The 16,454-nt window shown below is 75.9% G+C and carries 7 protein-coding genes; 5 read left to right on the top strand and 2 right to left on the bottom strand.

The window, feature by feature from the left end:
• Positions 1–24 precede the first annotated feature (24 nt).
• Positions 25–1,935, bottom strand: a complete 1,911-nt coding sequence (locus tag ACSNOK_RS19100; protein ID WP_436781932.1) for an ABC transporter ATP-binding protein — start codon at positions 1,933–1,935, stop codon at positions 25–27.
• A gap of 85 nt (positions 1,936–2,020) precedes the next feature.
• Positions 2,021–3,550, bottom strand: a complete 1,530-nt coding sequence (locus ACSNOK_RS19105) for an ABC1 kinase family protein (RefSeq protein ID WP_436781926.1) — start codon at positions 3,548–3,550, stop codon at positions 2,021–2,023.
• A gap of 210 nt (positions 3,551–3,760) precedes the next feature.
• Here ACSNOK_RS19105 and ACSNOK_RS19110 point away from each other — a divergent pair, with 210 nt between their 5' ends.
• The 5 genes from ACSNOK_RS19110 to ACSNOK_RS19130 all read left to right on the top strand — a co-directional run.
• Positions 3,761–5,230, top strand: coding sequence for a flavin-containing monooxygenase (locus ACSNOK_RS19110; protein ID WP_436781927.1), 1,470 nt, complete (start codon positions 3,761–3,763; stop codon positions 5,228–5,230).
• 329 nt (positions 5,231–5,559) lie between these two features.
• Positions 5,560–11,670 carry an SDR family NAD(P)-dependent oxidoreductase gene (locus ACSNOK_RS19115; protein WP_436781928.1) on the top strand — a complete coding sequence of 2,037 codons (6,111 nt, stop codon included), beginning with the start codon at positions 5,560–5,562 and terminating at the stop codon, positions 11,668–11,670.
• Positions 11,671–11,680: 10 nt separating this feature from the next.
• A complete protein-coding gene (locus tag ACSNOK_RS19120; RefSeq protein WP_436781929.1) occupies positions 11,681–14,029 on the top strand; it encodes a 3-hydroxyacyl-ACP dehydratase in 2,349 nt (782 codons plus the stop codon).
• The gene (locus ACSNOK_RS19125; RefSeq protein WP_436781930.1) at positions 14,026–15,603 is read left to right on the top strand and encodes a PfaD family polyunsaturated fatty acid/polyketide biosynthesis protein; all 1,578 of its coding nucleotides are present in this window, start codon (positions 14,026–14,028) and stop codon (positions 15,601–15,603) included. Before ACSNOK_RS19120 ends, ACSNOK_RS19125 begins: the two co-directional genes overlap by 4 nt.
• Positions 15,603–16,454 (top strand): SDR family NAD(P)-dependent oxidoreductase (locus ACSNOK_RS19130; protein ID WP_436781931.1); only part of this gene is annotated, 852 nt, incomplete at its 3' end. The genes ACSNOK_RS19125 and ACSNOK_RS19130, both read left to right, overlap by 1 nt.

Consider the following 16,454-nt stretch of genomic DNA (forward strand, 5'->3'; position numbering starts at 1 on the left):
CCCCGTCACGCCCCCCGCCCCCCGTCACGGCGCCGCGGCCTCCGCCGCGGGCAGTGTCCGGTCGGGGCCCGCGGCGCTCCCGTCGTCCGCGAACTGCGTGCGGTAGAGCTCGGCGTAGCGTCCGCCCAGCGTGAGGAGTTCCTCGTGCGTGCCCTGTTCGAGGACGCGGCCGCCTTCCACGACGAGGATCCGGTCGGCCGCCCGGACGGTCGACAGCCGGTGGGCGATCACCACCGCCGTACGGCCCTCCAGCGCCTCCGCCAGGGCTTCCTGCACGGCGGCCTCGGAGGTGTTGTCGAGGTGGGCGGTGGCCTCGTCCAGGATGACGACGCGCTGGCGGGCCAGCAGCAGCCGGGCGATGGTCATCCGCTGCCGCTCGCCGCCGGAGAGCCGGTAGCCGCGCTCGCCGACGACCGTGTCCAGCCCGTCCGGCAGCGCGCGCACCAGGTCGTCGAGGCGGGCCCGCCGCAGCGCGTCCCACAGCTCGTCGTCCGTCGCGCCGGGGCGGGCGAGGGCGAGGTTGGCGCGGACGGTGTCGTGGAAGAGGTGGCCGTCCTGGGTGACCATGCCGAGCGTGGCCCGCAGCGACGCGGCCGTCAGGTCGCGGACGTCGACGCCGCCGACGCGCACGGCGCCCGCGTCCACGTCGTACAGCCGGGGCAGCAACTGCGCGATGGTGGACTTGCCGGCGCCCGACGAGCCGACGAGGGCGATCGTCTGCCCGGGCTCGGCGCGGAACGAGACGCCGTGCAGCACCTCGGTGCCGCCGCGTGTGTCGAGGGCGGCGACCTCCTCCAGGGAGGCCAGCGAGACCTTGTCGGCCGACGGGTAGCCGAAGCGGACGTCCTCGAACTCCACCGACACCGGCCCGTCCGGCACCGGCCGGGCGTCCGGCCGCTCCCGGATCAGCGGCTTGAGGTCCAGCACCTCGAAAACCCGCTCGAAGGAGACGAGGGCGCTCATGATCTCGACGCGGGCGCCGGCCAGCGCGGTCAGCGGCGCGTACAGCCGGGTGAGCAGCAGGGCGAGGGAGACGACGGCACCCGGTTCGAGGGAGCCGCGCAGCGCGAACCAGCCGCCCAGGCCGTACACCAGGGCCAGGGCGAGGGCCGAGACCAGCGTGAGCGCCGTGATGAACGCCGACTGGGCCATCGCGGTCCGCACCCCGATGTCCCGCACCCGGCGCGCCCGGGCGGCGAACTCCGCCGACTCGTCGTCCGGCCGCCCGAACAGCTTCACCAGCGTGGCGCCCGGGGCCGAGAACCGCTCCGTCATCCGCGTTCCCATCGCGGCGTTGAGGTCGGCGGCCTCCCGCTGGAGCCGCGCCATCCGGGCGCCCACCCGGCGCGCGGGCACCACGAACACCGGCAGCAGGACGAGGGCGAGCAGGGTGATCCGCCAGGACAGAGTCAGCATGACGGCGAGGGTGAGCAGCAGCGTCACCAGGTTGCCGACGACGCCCGACAGCGAGTTGCTGAACGCCCGCTGCGCGCCGATCACGTCGTTGTTCAGCCGGCTGACGAGCGCGCCGGTGCGGGTGCGGGTGAAGAAGGCCACCGGCATCCGCTGGACGTGGTCGAAGACCGCCGTCCGCAGGTCCAGGATCAGTCCCTCGCCGAGGGTGGCGGACAGCCAGCGGTTGAGCAGGCCGAGCGCGGCCTCGCCCAGCGCGATGGCGGCGATCAGCAGCGCGAGCCGGATCACCGTCCCCGGGTCGTCGCCGTGCACGATCGCGTCGACGACCCGGCCGGCGAGCACCGGCGTGGCCACGGCGAGCAGCGCGCCCGCGACGCTGAGCAGCACGAACCGGATGATGTGGCGGCGGTGCGGGCGGGCGAAGGCGCCGATGCGGCGCAGGGTGGCACGGGCGAAGGGGCGCCGGTTGTGCCGCGCGTTCATCAGGCCGTGCAGCTGTGTCCAGGCGGTGGTTTCCATACTCATGGGAGGAACCGTAGAACCTCGACCTTTGTCGAGGTAAAGCCTTGATCGCGCGCGGCGAAGGGGCCCGCCGGCGGGCGGCTCAGGACCGGCCGCGCCACCACAGCACGGCGGCGAGCGCCGCGGCGCCCCGCAGCAGCCTACGGCGGCGCACGTCCTCCCGGTGCTCGGCGAGGGAGAAGCGGCGCTGGACGATCACGTGCTGGAGGGTGAGTTCGCCGCCCGACAGGGCCTGGGTGAAGGTACGGGCGTCACCGAGGGAGTTCTCCCAGGCGGCGAGCGCCTGGAGGGCCGTGTAGCCGAGGCGCTCCCGGGACAGCGACTCGCGGGCGTAGTGGCGGACGACGTGATGGGTGTGCCGGGTGAGGATCTCGGTCACGGACAGGTGGGGGGCCAGGCAGCGGACGGAACCCTCGGCGTTGGCGAACGACTTGCTCAGCAGCGCGATCATGGGATTGGTCTGGATGCCGCGCTTGGTGGAGTGCCGGAGCAGGGCGGCCAGGGACGCGCCGAACCGCATCCGCTCCAGCGACACCGCGTGCAGCGCGGGGACCATGACGGCCATGTCCTGGTGGAAGCCGGACAGGTCCGCCCAGGGCAGGGGCCGGCCCATCTCGGGCCAGTTCCGGGCCACGATCCGGGCGTCGTTCCCGGCGAGGCCGAGCAGGGTCAGGGTGAGGGTCAGCCCGAGGTGGCGGTCGATGCGGCCCACCATGCCCCAGTCGATGAGGGTGGCCGGGCCGCCCGGGACGACGAAGACGTTGCCCGGGTGCGGGTCAGCGTGGAAGCGGCGGTCGATCAGGTACTGCCGGCACATGAACGTCAGCAGGTCGGCGCCGATGCGTTCGCGCTCGGCCGCTTCGAAGGACTCGGGATCGGCCTCCCGGACGCACACCCCCGGGGCCCGGCTCTGGATCAGCACCCGGCGGGTGGCGTGCAGGACTTCGGGCACCTCCAGGTACTCGAAGGGCGCCACGGCCGCGCGGGCCGCCTCCATGTTGGCGGCCTCCAGCGTGAAGTCGAGCTCGTGCCGCATGGCGTCGAAGACGACGTGCAGCATCGCCTCGAAGTCCAGCGTGGCGCTGAGGACGGGGGTGCGCCGCGCCAGCAGCCGGGCGGCCGTCGAGAGCAGGCGCATGTCGGCCCTCATCAGCGCCCTGACGCCCGGGCGCTGGATCTTGACGACCACGGGCGTGCCGTGGGCGAGCCGCGCCCCGTAGACCTGGGCCAGGGAGGCGGAGCCGAGCGGCTCGTCGGTGTCGAACGCGGCGAACCGGTCCCGCCACGACGGCCCCAACTCGGCCTCCAGGACGGGCACCAGGCGGGCGAACGGCAGCGGGTCGGCCCGGTCGTGGAGGCCCTCCAGCTCCGCCGCCGTCACCTCGGAGAGGATGTCCTGCCGGGTGGCGAGGACCTGCCCGAGCTTGATGTACAGCGGCCCGAGCCGCTCCAGGGCGCGGCGCAGCCGGACGGCCCGCTGCCGCGCGGGGCCGTCGTCCTCATCTTCCGCGTACGGTGGGGGTCTCAGCCGGGCGGCGCCCGCCCGGACCTCCTCCGCCAGGAGGCCGGTCGCGACGGAGAGCAGCAGCCGGCCGCGGTCGAGAGGGAGCACGTGCCCCGCCTTTCCGCGCCGCGTGGCGGCCCGCTTCCCGTTCCGCTCCGGGCGGCAGCTCATGTATGCCCGGCACCGGTCCGCTCACCCTCGGGACGGCCTCACCCACATGGGTGGCCTTGGGGCAGGGGCGGGAGCGGCGGCCGGACGGGTACGTCCGGTGGGCAGAACGGAGACGGTACGTGCCGTCAGCGGCCAGGGGGTGGGCGGATGAGGATCGTCATCGTGGGAGCGGGATTCGGCGGCATCGGGGCGGCCGTGGAACTGCGCCGGCACGGGTTCCGGGACTTCGTCCTGCTGGAGGCCGCCCGCCGACCGGGCGGCACCTGGCACCACAACGACTACCCGGGAGCGGCCTGCGACGTGCCGAGCCACCTCTACTCGTACTCGTACGCGCAGGAGTACCCCTGGCCCCGCTGGTTCGCCGCGCAGCCGGACATCCTCGACTACCTCCTGCGCGTCGCACGGGACTTCGGCGTCTCCCGCCACATCGTCACCGGCACCACCGTCACCGCGTGCCGGTGGGACGACGCCACCCTCCGTTGGACGGTGTGCGCGCGGTCCGGGGACGGGCGGACGTCCCGGTGGCGGGCGGACGCGCTGGTCTTGGCCACCGGGCAGCTCGACAGGCCGGCGCTGCCGGAGTTCGACGGGATGTCGGCGTTCCGGGGGAACAGCTTCCACTCCGCCCGCTGGGACCACGGCTTCCGTCCCCAGGGCAGGCGGGTGGCCGTCGTCGGGACCGGAGCCAGCGCGGCACAGTTCGTGCCGGAGCTCGCGCCGGCGGCGGAGCGCCTCACCGTCTTCCAGCGCACCGGGAACTGGTTCCTGCCGCGCCGCGACCGCCCGTGCCCCGCCGCCCTGCGCACGCTGTTCCGGGAGGTGCCGGCGGCACGCGCGGCCTGGCGTTCCCTGATCTTCCACGGAGCGGAGGCGCTGACCCTGGCCATCCGGCACCCCGCGACGGCCGGACGCGCGGCCTCCGCCGCCTCCGCGGCGTTCATGCGGTACCAGTTGCCCGATCCGCGCCTCCGCCGACGGGCGTGGCCCGCCTACCCGTTCGGCTGCAAGCGCGTCCTGTTCAGCTCCTCGTACCTGCCCACGCTCGCGCGGCCGAACGTGGAACTGGTCACCGCACCGATCGTGCGCATGACCGCCCGGGGGCCGCAGACGTCGGACGGGCGCACGCATCCCGCGGACTGCGTCGTCTACGCCACCGGTTTCACGGCGACGGACTTCCTCGCCCCCATGGACGTCACCGGCGCCGGAGGGCTGCCCCTGCGCGTCGCGTGGGCCGGGGGCGCGCACGCCCATCTGGGCATCATGGTGCCGGGATTCCCTTCGATGTTCCTGATGTACGGGCCCAACACGAACACGTCCGGCGGCTCGGTCGTCCACTTCCTGGAGGCGCAGGCCCGCTGGATCCGACAGGCCCTGGAGTACCTCCGCGACCGCGGCGGCGCGGCCCTGGACGTGCGGGCCGAGGTGGAGGCGGCCGCGAACCGCGCCCTCCAGGAGCGCTTCACCGGTACCGCCTGGGGCGGGTGCGCCTCCTGGTACCGCGACCGGAACGGCCGCTTCGTCACCAACTGGCCGGGCTGCATGGGCGAATACGCCCGCCGGACGCGCCGGTTCGACCCGGCGGACTTCAGGCTGACCACCCGCCGGACGGAAGCGTAGGGCGCACAGCAGGACCGCCCTCCGGCCGCCTCATCATGTGCCTGTCCTATTAATGGCTCTTTGTCGGGAGCGGGATTCGGGAACGGGTGCCGGGGCACCCTCACAAGGCGAACGAGTCCGGCGACCGCGCGGCACCGTCACCCGACGGTTCCCGCGGCACCCGGACCGGACAGCCGCTCCCTGCCCACCGGGCCGTTGCCGCGTACCCACGGCGGCCGGTCCCGGTCGTCCCTCATACCGGAAACGGCGCCTCCGCGCCCGGCCGGCGCCGTACGGCCGCGCGCGGCACGGAACGCCGCACAGAAACCGACGATGCGAAAGGGGCACCCGTGCCGTCCACCCGCGAACCCTCACCCGTAGCCGACCGCCGCCTCGCCCGTGACCCCGTCGCGATCGTGGGGCTGGCCGGCATGTTCCCGAGGGCGCGGGACCTGGCGGAATTCTGGGACAACGTCGTGCGGGGGCGCGACTGCACGGAGGACGTCCCGGAACAGTGGTGGGACCCCGACGTCCACCACGACCCCGACCCGTTCGCCGAGGACCGGACGTACTGCCGGCGCGGCGGCTTCCTCACGCCCGTGACGGTCGACCCCCTGCAATGCGGCCTGCCGCCCCGGACCCTGGACTCCACCGGCCTCGTCCAACTGCTGGCCCTGCGCGCGGCCGGTGACGTCCTCGACGACGCGGCCCTCGGTAGGACCGGCTGGTACGACCCCGCCCGCACCGGCGTCGTGCTCGGCGTCTGCGGCACCAACTCGACCCTGCTGCCGCTGGTCAGCCGGCTGGCCGCGCACGAGATGCGGCGGACCATGGTGGACTGCGGCGTCCCGGAGGAGACGGCCGACCGCGTCGTACGGGCCCGGCTGGCCGGGCTGCCGCCGTGGACCGAGGACTCCTTCCCCGGCGTCCTGGGCAACGTCGTCTCCGGACGCATCGCCAACCGGTTCGACCTGGGCGCGGCCAACCACACCGTCGACGCCGCGTGCGCCAGCTCGCTCGCCGCCGTCCGGTGCGCCGTCGACGAACTCCTCGCCCGCCGCGCCGACATGATGCTCACCGGCGGCTGCGACGCTGACAACTCGATCGTGTCCTACCTGTGCTTCACCAAGACCCCGGCGCTGTCCCCGACCGGGCGCGTGCGGCCGTTCGACAAGGCGGCGGACGGCACCCTGGTCGGCGAGGGCATCGGCATGCTGGCGCTCAAACGGCTGGCCGACGCCCGACGCGACGGCGACCGGGTGTACGCGGTCCTCCGCGGGCTGGGCGGGTCCAGCGACGGAGCCGGGCGGAGCATCTACGCCCCCTGCGGGGAGGGCCAGTTGACGGCACTGCGGCGGGCCTACGAGGACGCGGAGTGCGCGCCGGGATCCGTCGGCCTCGTCGAGGCCCACGGCACCGGCACCCCGACGGGGGACGCGGTCGAGCTGGAGGCCCTCGACACCCTGCTGCGCGACGGCGGCCCGGCCGGCCCGACCGCCGTCGGCAGCGTCAAATCGCAGATCGGGCACACCAAGGCGGCGGCCGGAGCGGCCGGCCTGATCAAGGCCGCGCTCGCCCTGCACCACCGGGTCCTGCCGCCCACCGTCAACGTGACCGAGCCGCAGGACCGGCTGACGGACGACGCCGCACCGCTGTACGTGAACACCGAGGCCCGCCCGTGGACCCGGGAGGCGCCCCGCCCGGTGCGCCGCGCCGGGGTCTCGGCCTTCGGGTTCGGCGGCGTCAACTACCACGCCGTCCTGGAGGAGGCCCCCGAGGACGGAGACCCCGTGCGCGCCGGCCACCGGACGCCGCGCGCCCGTCTCTGGCACGCGGAGACCGCCGAGCGGCTGCGCCACCGCCTGGAGGAGGACGAGCCGCCCGACGAAGGCCCGGTGCCCGCCGGGCACGCCCGGGTCGGCTTCGTGGCCCGCGACGACGCCGAGCACGCCGAACTCCGTACCCTGGCGGTCGAGCAACTGCGCGTCAACGCCTCCCACGAGCGCTGGGACCACGGCCGGGGCATCCACTACCGCCACCGCTCCCTCGACCCCCTCCCCGGGATCGGCGTCCTCTTCTCCGGGCAGGGGAGCCAGTACGTCGGCATGGGCCGGGACGCCGCCCTGACCGTCCCCGCCGTCCGGGCCGCCTTCGAGGCCGCCGACGGGCTGTTCCCGGCGGCGGACGGCCTCGTCCGGACGGTCTTCCCGCCCGCCGGGACCAAGGGCGGGCCGGAGGGGGACGCCCTGCGGCTGCGCCGCACCACGCACGCCCAGCCGGCCATCGGGGCGCTGTCCCGCGGGCACTTCGCGTACCTGCGCGACCTGGGCCTCCCCGTCGCCGCGGTGCTCGGTCACAGCTTCGGCGAGCTGACCGCCCTCTGGGCCGCGGGGGTCCTCGACGACGAGGCCTTCACCGGGCTCGCCCACGCCCGGGGCGCCGCCCTGCGGCCGCCCGCCGGGCGGGACGCCGGCACCATGGCCGCCGTCCGGGCGCCCGAGGACATCGTGCGGGCGCTGCTGGCCGGCCGCCCCGGCCTGGTGATCTGCAACCGCAACGCCCCGGACGAGTACGTCGTCGGCGGCCCCACGGACACGGTCACGGCGTTCGTCCGGGCCGCCGTCTCCCGGGGCGTCCCCGCGCAGGGGCTGGCCGTCGACGCCGCCTTCCACACGGCCTGCGTGGAGTACGCGGCGGAGCCGTTCGCGGAGGCGTGCGCGAAACGGGAGTTCGGCGTACCGGCCGTGCCGGTGCACTCCTGCACCCCCGGCGCCGCGTACGGGGAGGACCCGGACGCCAACCGCGACCTCCTGGCGGGACAACTGCTCCGGCCCGTGGACTTCGCGGCCCGCGTCGAGGAGATGTACGCCGACGGCGTGCGGGTGTTCGTGGAATGCGGGCCCCGGAACACGCTCACCCGGCTCGTCGAACGGCAGCTCGGGGAACGGGCGGTGGCGGCCGTCCCCTGCGACACCGGCCCCGGGCAGGACGGTTACGCGGCCCTGAAGCGCGCGGCGCTGCGGCTCGCCGTCCTGGGGTACCCGCTGGCCGGCCTCGACCGTCACGACGCGCCGCCGCCCCCCGCGCGTCCCGCGCCCTCGAAGGCCGCCCGGAGGCTGGAGGGCCCGCACTTCGCGGTCGTGGCCCGCCGCCCGGCGTACGACGCGGCCGTCGCCGAGGCGGCGGCCCTCGCGGACGCCGAACGCCGGGAACGGGATCGGGAAAGGGAAAGGGCAAGGGCAAGGGAAATCCAGGCGCCCCCGGCCACCCCGGCCCGGATGCCGGTCCCGGAGGACGACGCGCTGGCCGCCGCGGCGGCCCGGCACCTCACCGCCCACACCGCCTACCTGGACGTCCAGTTGCACATCGCCCGCGAACTCACCGGCCTGCTGCGGCGCCGCGCCGAGGACGGCCGCGTGGACCCCTCGCTGGTCGAGGCGGTCACCGCCGTCACCGAACACAGCCTCGCCGTCGGCGACGCGCACACCCGGGCCGGAGAGGTCGTCGCCCGGATGCTGGGCGCGGCCGGTGACGGGCCGGGGACGGACCTCGACGTGCGGCCGGCGACGGAGCTCCGGGACGACGGGACGGCGTGGTCCGTGCACGAGGCGGAGGCGGACGAGGGCACGCCCGCGCCGGACGCCGGGACGCCGGACGCCGGAACGCCGAACGGCTCGTCCGGCCCGGCTGCCGCCCGGTCGGCCCTGGCCGCGTTCCTGGACGCCGAAGCAGCGGGAACGGCGCCCGAGGCGCCCGCCGCCGGCGGCGAGATCGACCCGGTGGAGATCGAGCGGGTGCTGAGGGAGGTGACCGCCGACCGGACCGGCTACGACGTCGACATGATCGAACCGGACATGCTCATCCAGGAGGACCTGGGCATCGACTCGCTCAAACGCGTCGAGATCGGCGCGGAGGTGTGGCGCCGCTACCCGCAGATCGACCGGGGCACCCTCTACCGGCTCGCCGAGGCGCGGACCGTGGGCGAACTGGCGGACAGGTTCGTCGAGGCGCTGCAGGGGCCGTCCTTGCGCGAACGCGCGCTCGGGGAGATCCGGTCGGGGACCGCCGTCGTCACCCTCCGGGACCTGCCGGACCCGGACGTCCGGCTCGACGCCTACCCGGAAGGGCGCCGCGCCCTGGTGCTGGACGACGGCACCGGACTGTCCGCCGTCCTCGCCGGAGCCCTGCGCGCGGACGGCTGGGACGTGGCGCCGCTGCTCCTCCCCGGCGCGGAGCCGGCCGCCGATGTGGGGGACGGTTCCACGGTCCCGCGGCTGGCGGACCTGTCGGAGCCCGAGCTGGCCGCACGGCTGGGCGAACTCCTCGCGGACACGGGCGCGTTGCGCCTCTGTGTGCTGCCGGTGGGCCGTACCGCCGGGCAGGACGCGGAGGAGGCGATCGCGCGGCTGCGGCACGCCGTCCTCGTGGCGAAGCACTCCTGCCCCGCCCTCGCGGAGGCGGCCGGGGCGGGCGGGCGCGCCGCGCTGGTGACCGTGACCCGGCTCGACGGCGCGCTGGGACACGCCGGTTCCGGCGGCGACGGGGCGGCCGCCCTCGCGGGCGGGCTCGGGGGGCTGGTCAAGACGGTCGCCCTGGAGGAACCGGCGCTGTTCTGCCGCGCGCTGGACTTCGCCCCGGACCTGGCCGACGCGGACGTCGCGGCGGCCTTCATCGCCGAGATCGCGGACCTGGCCACGGACGTCCACGAGGTGGGCCGGGACGCGGCGGGGCGCCGCACGCCCGTCGTGGAGGAGGCGGCGGTCCCGGTGGACGCCGACGAGGAGGACGCCGACGGCGGGCGCGGCCTGATGCTGGTCACCGGCGGGGCGTCGGGCATCACCGCCTGGTGCGTCACTGCGCTGGCCGAGACCGGGCGCTTCGACTTCCTGCTGCTCGGGCGCACTCCGCTCAGCGGCGGACCGGACCGTACGGCGGACGCCGACGAGGCCGGGGCGCCGGCGGACGGGGAACGGGACGGCGCCGGCACCCCGGAGGGGCGGATCCGCGCGGTCCTCGCGGAGCTCCGGGAACGTGGTGTCGCCGCCGACTACCTGGCCGTGGACGTACGGGACGGCGCGGCCGTGACCGAGGCCCTGGCGCCGTACGCGTCCCGCGTCACCGCCGTGCTCCACGGGGCCGGCGTGCTCGGCGACAAACCGCTCTCCGGCATGGAACCGGACTCGGTCGCCGCCGTCGTGGACACCAAGGTGGCCGGCCTCCACCACGTCCTGCGGGCTCTGGAGCCCGGGCGGTTGCGGCACCTGGTGCTCTTCACGTCGGTCTCCGGCGTCTGGGGCAACGCGCGGCAGACCGACTACGCGCTGGCCAACGAGGCACTGAACCGCTTCGGCCGCGCCTTCCGGGAAGCGCACCCCGACTGCCGGGTGCTGCCGGTGGCCTGGGGGCCCTGGGCCGGCGGCATGGCCGCCCGCCTGCGGGAGCTGTACGTGGAGGCGGGGGTGCCCGTCCTGACCCGGGAGGAGGGCTGCGGCCACTTCGTCCGGCTCTTGGCCGCACCCGCTCTCCAGCGGGGGGCGACCGTCGTCGTCGGGCCGCTCGCCCCCTTGTACCGGCGGGTCGACCGGCTGCCGGAGGAAGGAGTGACCGCGCGCTGCTCCCGCGCCGGCCTGGCCGCCGAGCCCGTCCTGCGCGATCACCGGATCGACCGCTTCCCGGTCCTGCCCATGACCGCCGCCATCGGCTGGGGGGTGAACAGCGTCGAGCGGGCCCTGGGCGGCATGGGCGCGGTCGTCGAGTGCCGTGACTTCCGGATCGTCCGGGGTCTGGCCTTCGACGGGGAGGGTTACTCCGGGACGTACCGCACGCGCCTGGTCCCGGAAGGGGAGCAAGGCCCGCGGAGGTGGACGAAGTTCACCCTGCTCGGCGACGACGGGCGGGAGGAACCCCACTACGAGGGAAGCTTCCTCTGGAGCGACCGGGGACCGGAGCCCGGCGGGCGGATCGCCCTTCCCCCGTTCACGGTGTCCGACGCCCCGCACCCCGGCTACGCGAACGGCCGGCTGTTCCACGGACCCACCCTGAGGGGTCTGCGCGACGAAGTGCCCGACGCCACCGGCCTGTCGACCTTCGTCGCGCGGATGACGGAGCCGCCGTTCGGCAAGGGCGGCTTCTCCGGGCGCCTCCACGCACCGGCGCTGGCCGACCTCCTGATGCAAGGGGTGTGCCTGGTGGGGGTGACCGACCCCGACCAGCAGTACTGGCCCATGCCCGTCGGCGTCGAGCGCCTCGAACTCTTCGCGCCCCTGCCGGACGGCGAACCGTTCGTCGTCCGGGTGGACCGGAAGCCCGCGGAACCCGACGCCGTCTTCGCTTTCTTCGACGTCACCGCCTGCGCCCCGGACGGCCGGGTGCTCCAGCGGTGGACCGGCGTGCGCACCTTGTGGGCCGAGCCCCGGCGGGTGGCCGGCTACCTGGCCGCCAACGCACACCGTGCGGGCTGAGGGAGGGGTCATGGAAGGAGCCATGGAAGAACTCGGCTTCGAGGGAGCCCCGCCCGGAGAACTCCCCGTCGGCGTCCGGCCCGTGGCCGGGCGAGGCGCGGGGGCGGGAGCGCCCGCGCCGGACGTGCCGGCGGACCGGTCCGTCCGGGACCGCACCGGCCCGGTCCACGAACGGATCGCCGCACGCCTCCAGGCGGCCCACGCCGCCGTGCTGGAGGCACACCGGGCGATCGCGGCCCGGCAGCTCCGACGGGCCACCGGACTCCCCGCGCGGCCGGGGACCGCGTCCGTCCCGGACGGGAGGGCGCGGGACGGGGACGCCGAACGGGCCGGCCGGGCCGTGGAGCCGGCGGCGTCCGACGCCGCCGAAGCGGCCCTGCGTGCCGCCGCGCGGGCCCTGCCCGCCGGACGCGGGCCCGTACGCGCCACGGTCACCTGGCACGACGCTCCGCCGCCCGCGCCGGGGCCGCTCCGGGCGGAGCCCCCGCCCGGCCCGGCGTCCGGGAGCGGACGACGGCGCGTCGTGGCCGGTGACAGGCCCGTGGCCACGGTCGCGCTCCCGGAGCCGGGGGAGTGGCCCGAGGAGGCGCCGCCGGCCTGTCCGCAGGAACCCCGCCCGCTCGCACGGACCCGCGTGACCCGCCTCTCCCCGGCCGACCTCGACGCGCTGGCCCGGGGGGACGCGGCCCGGGTGTTCGGAGCCGGTTTCGACCAGACGGGACTGCCGCCGGAAACGCTTCCCGCGCCCTGGCCCCGGCCGGGGCGGCTGGTGGAGGTCACCTCCGTCGACGTCCGTCCCGGTGCGTGGCCGCAGGCCGTCGTGCGGGCCACGGTCCGCCCGCCCGGGCCCGACGACGAGGGGGCGGTATGGGTGTGGGCGGTCCTCACCGCCCTGGAGGTCCTCCGTGTCCACGCCTTCCACCAGGGCTTCCACCTCTGCGTCCCCGGGGCCCGCGCGGTGCCCCGGCCGGGCGGCACCGTCCGCGTCGAGGTGGTGGACGCCGCCGCGCTCGACGGCACCGAGGCCGAGGTCGAGGCGGCCGTGACGCGGTGCGGCATGGTGCCCCGGCCGTACGTGTCCGGGAACTGCCGGATCACCGTCGGCGGACGCGTCGTGGCCCGGCTGCGCGGAGCGGCCGTCGCCCTCCACGAAGGCCCGGGAGCCGAGATGGACAGGGTGACGGGCACCACCTGCCGGAGGACGGCCGGCGGACGCCCGGCCCTCGCTCACGAAGCGCACGTCGCCCACATGGCCGAGGGCGAACCCGCGCGGCTCTTCGGCACCCCGGGGGAGCGCCTTCCGACGGCGCGCGTCCGTCCCCGCCTGCCGCTCGGCGACTTCCTCCTCGTCTCCCGGGTGGAGGAGGCGAGGGGGGCGAAGGGCGCGTACCGGACGGGCAGCGGGGGCGGGACCGCCTACGACGTCCCACCCGACCCCTGGTACGTCCGCGAGCACAACGGCACGATGCCGCAACTCGCCCTGATGGAGACCGCGTTGCAGGCGTGCGGCCTGCTCGGTGGAGCGCTCGGGGTCTCGGTCGAACACCCGGACGAGGACCTCTCCTGCCGCAACCTCGAAGGAACCGCCCGGCTGCTCCGCCGCGTCGACCCGCGAGGGAAGACCGTGCGGCAGCGCGGCAGCCTGCGCTCGCACACCCCCCTGCCCGGCGGCATCCTGCAGCGCTACGACGTCGAACTGCTCGACGACGACGGGCCCTTCTGGACGGGCACCGCCGTCCACGGATACTTCACCCCCGGACTCCTCGCCCAGCAGCAGGGCCTCGACGACGGCCGGTACGTACCGCCCTGGCTCGACCGTCACCCCGCCGCCCCGGACGGCGTCCTCCGCCGGGACCTGAGCGGTGACACCCGGCTCGGCCGCGGCCGGCTGGCGCTCCTCGCGGACACCGTCGTCGTCCCGCGCGGCGGCGACCACGGCCTCGGATACGTCCTGTGCGACAAGCCGGTGGACCCCGACGACTGGTTCTTCGACCACCACTTCCTCCACGACCCCGTCCTCCCCGGGTCGGTGGGCGTCCAGACGCTGTACCAGGCGGTGCACGCCTTCGCCCTCCTCACCGGCCTCACGGACGGCATCGAGCGGCCCGTCCCCGAGGTCGCGGTCGGCGAGGAGGTGCGCTGGTCCTACCGGGGGCAGATCCTGCGCGAACACCGCAGGGTGCGGGCCGAGGTCCACCTCCGCGAGGTCCGCCGGGACGCCGGGCGGGTGTTCCTGCGCGCCGACGGCTCGGTCTGGCGCGACGATCTGCGCATCTACCGGGTGGACGGCATCGCGGTCGACCTCGGCCCCGCGCCCCCCGGACGGCTGCCGGCCGGCGGACGGGAGACGGGCCGGTGACCGTACGCCACGACCCCGACGGGGTGTACGCCCTGCTCGCCGCCGCCGACCGCCCCTGCCACATCGTGCGCGCCGGCGGACGCGTCGGCGCCGCCGACCGCCTCCCGGTGCCCGGCGACGGCACCGAAGTCCTCGCGTCGGCCGGCCCGCTGCCCCCGGAAACGCTCGGCTCGGCGGGCTTCCGGCGCGACCACGGGGTGCGCCACGCCTACATGGCCGGGGCCATGGCCGGCGGCATCGCCTCGGCGGACTTCGTCGCCGCGCTCGCCCGGGACGGGTGGCTCGCCGCCTTCGGCTCCGCCGGCCTGCCCGCCGCGCGGCTGGCGCCCGCCCTGGACCGCCTGCGCCGCGAACTCGGCGCCCGGGGGCTGCCGTTCGCCTGCAACCTCATCCACAGCCCCATGGCCCCCGCCATGGAACGCGACTGCGTCGACCTGTGCCTGCGAAACGGCGTGCGCTGCGTCGAGGCGTCGGCCTTCGTCCAGCTCACCCCCGACCTGGTGCGCTACCGGCTGACGGGGCTGGGCACCGGCCCGGACGGCGGCGTACGGGCCGCCCACCGCGTCGTCGCCAAGGTCTCCCGCCCCGAGACCGCCGGGATGTTCCTGCGCCCGGCACCCGCACCCCTCGTCGGCGAACTCCTCGCCGCCGGCACGATCACCGCCGAACAGGCGCGCCTCGCCCGTACCGTGCCGATGGCCGACGACGTCACCGTCGAGGCCGACTCCGGCGGCCACACCGACCGCCGTCCCCTGGCCGTCGCGCTCCCGGACGTCCTGCGGCTGCGCGACCGCGTCGCCCGCGAACTCCCCGGCGGGCGGCCCGTACGGGTGGGCGCGGCGGGCGGGATCGGGACGCCGGAGGCCGCGATGGCGGCCTTCGCCCTCGGCGCCGACTACGTCGTCACCGGCTCCGTCAACCAGGCCACGGCGGAGGCGGGAACCTCCGCCGAGGCCAAGGCGCTCCTCGCGGAGGCCGGGCCGTCCGACTGCGTCATGGCGCCGTCGGCGGACCTGTTCGAACAGGGCGTTCAGGTGCAGGTCCTCGGCCGTGGCACGCTGTTCGCCGGACGCGCCGCCCGCCTCCTGCGCCTCTACCACGACCACGCCTCCCTGACCGACATCCCGCCCGCCGAGCGGCGCCACCTGGAAGAGCGCCTGCTGCGGCGGCCGTTGGACGAGGTGTGGCGCGACACGGCCGCCTACCTCCGCGAGCACGATCCCGCCCGGCTCCGGAGGGCGGAGGAAGACCCCAAGTACCGCATGGCGGCCGTCTTCCGCTGGTACCTCGCCATGGGGTCGCGGTGGGCCGTCACCGGCGAGACCGCCCGCCGCGCGGACTGGCAGATCTGGTGCGGCCCGGCCATGGGCGCGTTCAACGCCTGGACCGCCGGCAGCGCCCTCGCCGACCCGGCCCGGCGGTCGGCCGCCGCCGTGGCCACCCACCTGATGCGCGGGGCCGCCTTCCACGCCCGCGTCTGCCAACTCCGCCTGGCGGGCGTCCGGTTGCCGGCCGCGTGCGCCCGCTACCGGCTGCCGCCCGCACCGCCCCCGACCACCCGAGGAGTGCAGTGATGAGTCCACGCAGTGTGCTGGTGACCGGCGCGACCAGCGGAGTGGGCCGCGAGACGGCCCTGCGCCTGGCCGGGCGCGGGCTGCGCGTCTACGGCACGGCCCTCGACGCCGAGGAGGCCGGGGAACTGCACCGCGCGGCGGCCGCGCGCGGCGTCACGCTGCGCACCGTACTGCTCGACGCCGCCGACCCGCGCTCGTGCCGCGACGCCTTCGACGAGGTCGCCGCGGAGACCGACGGCGGACCCTGGGCGCTGGTCAACAACGCCGGCATCCTCCGCACCGGAGCGGTGGAGGACTTCGACGACGACACCGTGGACCGGCTCCTCCAGGTCAACCTGCTCGGCGCCGCCCGGCTGACCCGGCTGGCCCTCCCCGCGATGCGCCGCCGCGGCGACGGACGCGTCGTCAACAACTCCTCGGCCGCCGGCCGCATCACCCTTCCCCTCATGGGCTGGTACTGCGCGGGCAAGGCCGCCATGGGCGCGTGGAACGACGCCCTGCGTATGGAGGCCGGACCGGGCGGAGTGCGCGTCGCGCTCGTCGAGGCGCGGGGCTACGGCGGGCCGATCTGGGAGCGCGCCGCCGACGACCTGGCCTGCCGGGCGGCGGCGTCCGGCACACTGTTCGCCGAGGCGTACCGCAGGCTGGAGCGCTCGCTCCGCGAGGCGGCCCGAAAACCCGGACCCGAGCCCCTCGTCCGCGCCCTCGTCCACGCGCTGACCAGCCCCCGTCCCCGGGACCGATACGTCATCGGAGCCCGGTCCGCCGTAGCGGCGGACCTGGCGGCGCCTCGATGGGCCAGCGACCCCCTCAAGAGGATCGCCATGGGGCTGGAGGAGGGGGAGGGGGGC

Origin of the sequence: Streptomyces sp. URMC 126, assembly GCF_051386555.1 — a bacterium.
In the GTDB taxonomy this organism is placed as follows: Bacteria; Actinomycetota; Actinomycetes; order Streptomycetales; family Streptomycetaceae; genus Streptomyces.

Coding starts and splice junctions, on each gene's coding strand:
- ACSNOK_RS19110 (WP_436781927.1), top strand. CDS start 3,761: ATGAGGATCGTCATCGTGGGAGCGGGATTCGGCGGCATCGGGGCGGCC.
- ACSNOK_RS19100 (WP_436781932.1), bottom strand. CDS start 1,935: ATGGAAACCACCGCCTGGACACAGCTGCACGGCCTGATGAACGCGCGG.
- ACSNOK_RS19120 (WP_436781929.1), top strand. CDS start 11,681: ATGGAAGGAGCCATGGAAGAACTCGGCTTCGAGGGAGCCCCGCCCGGA.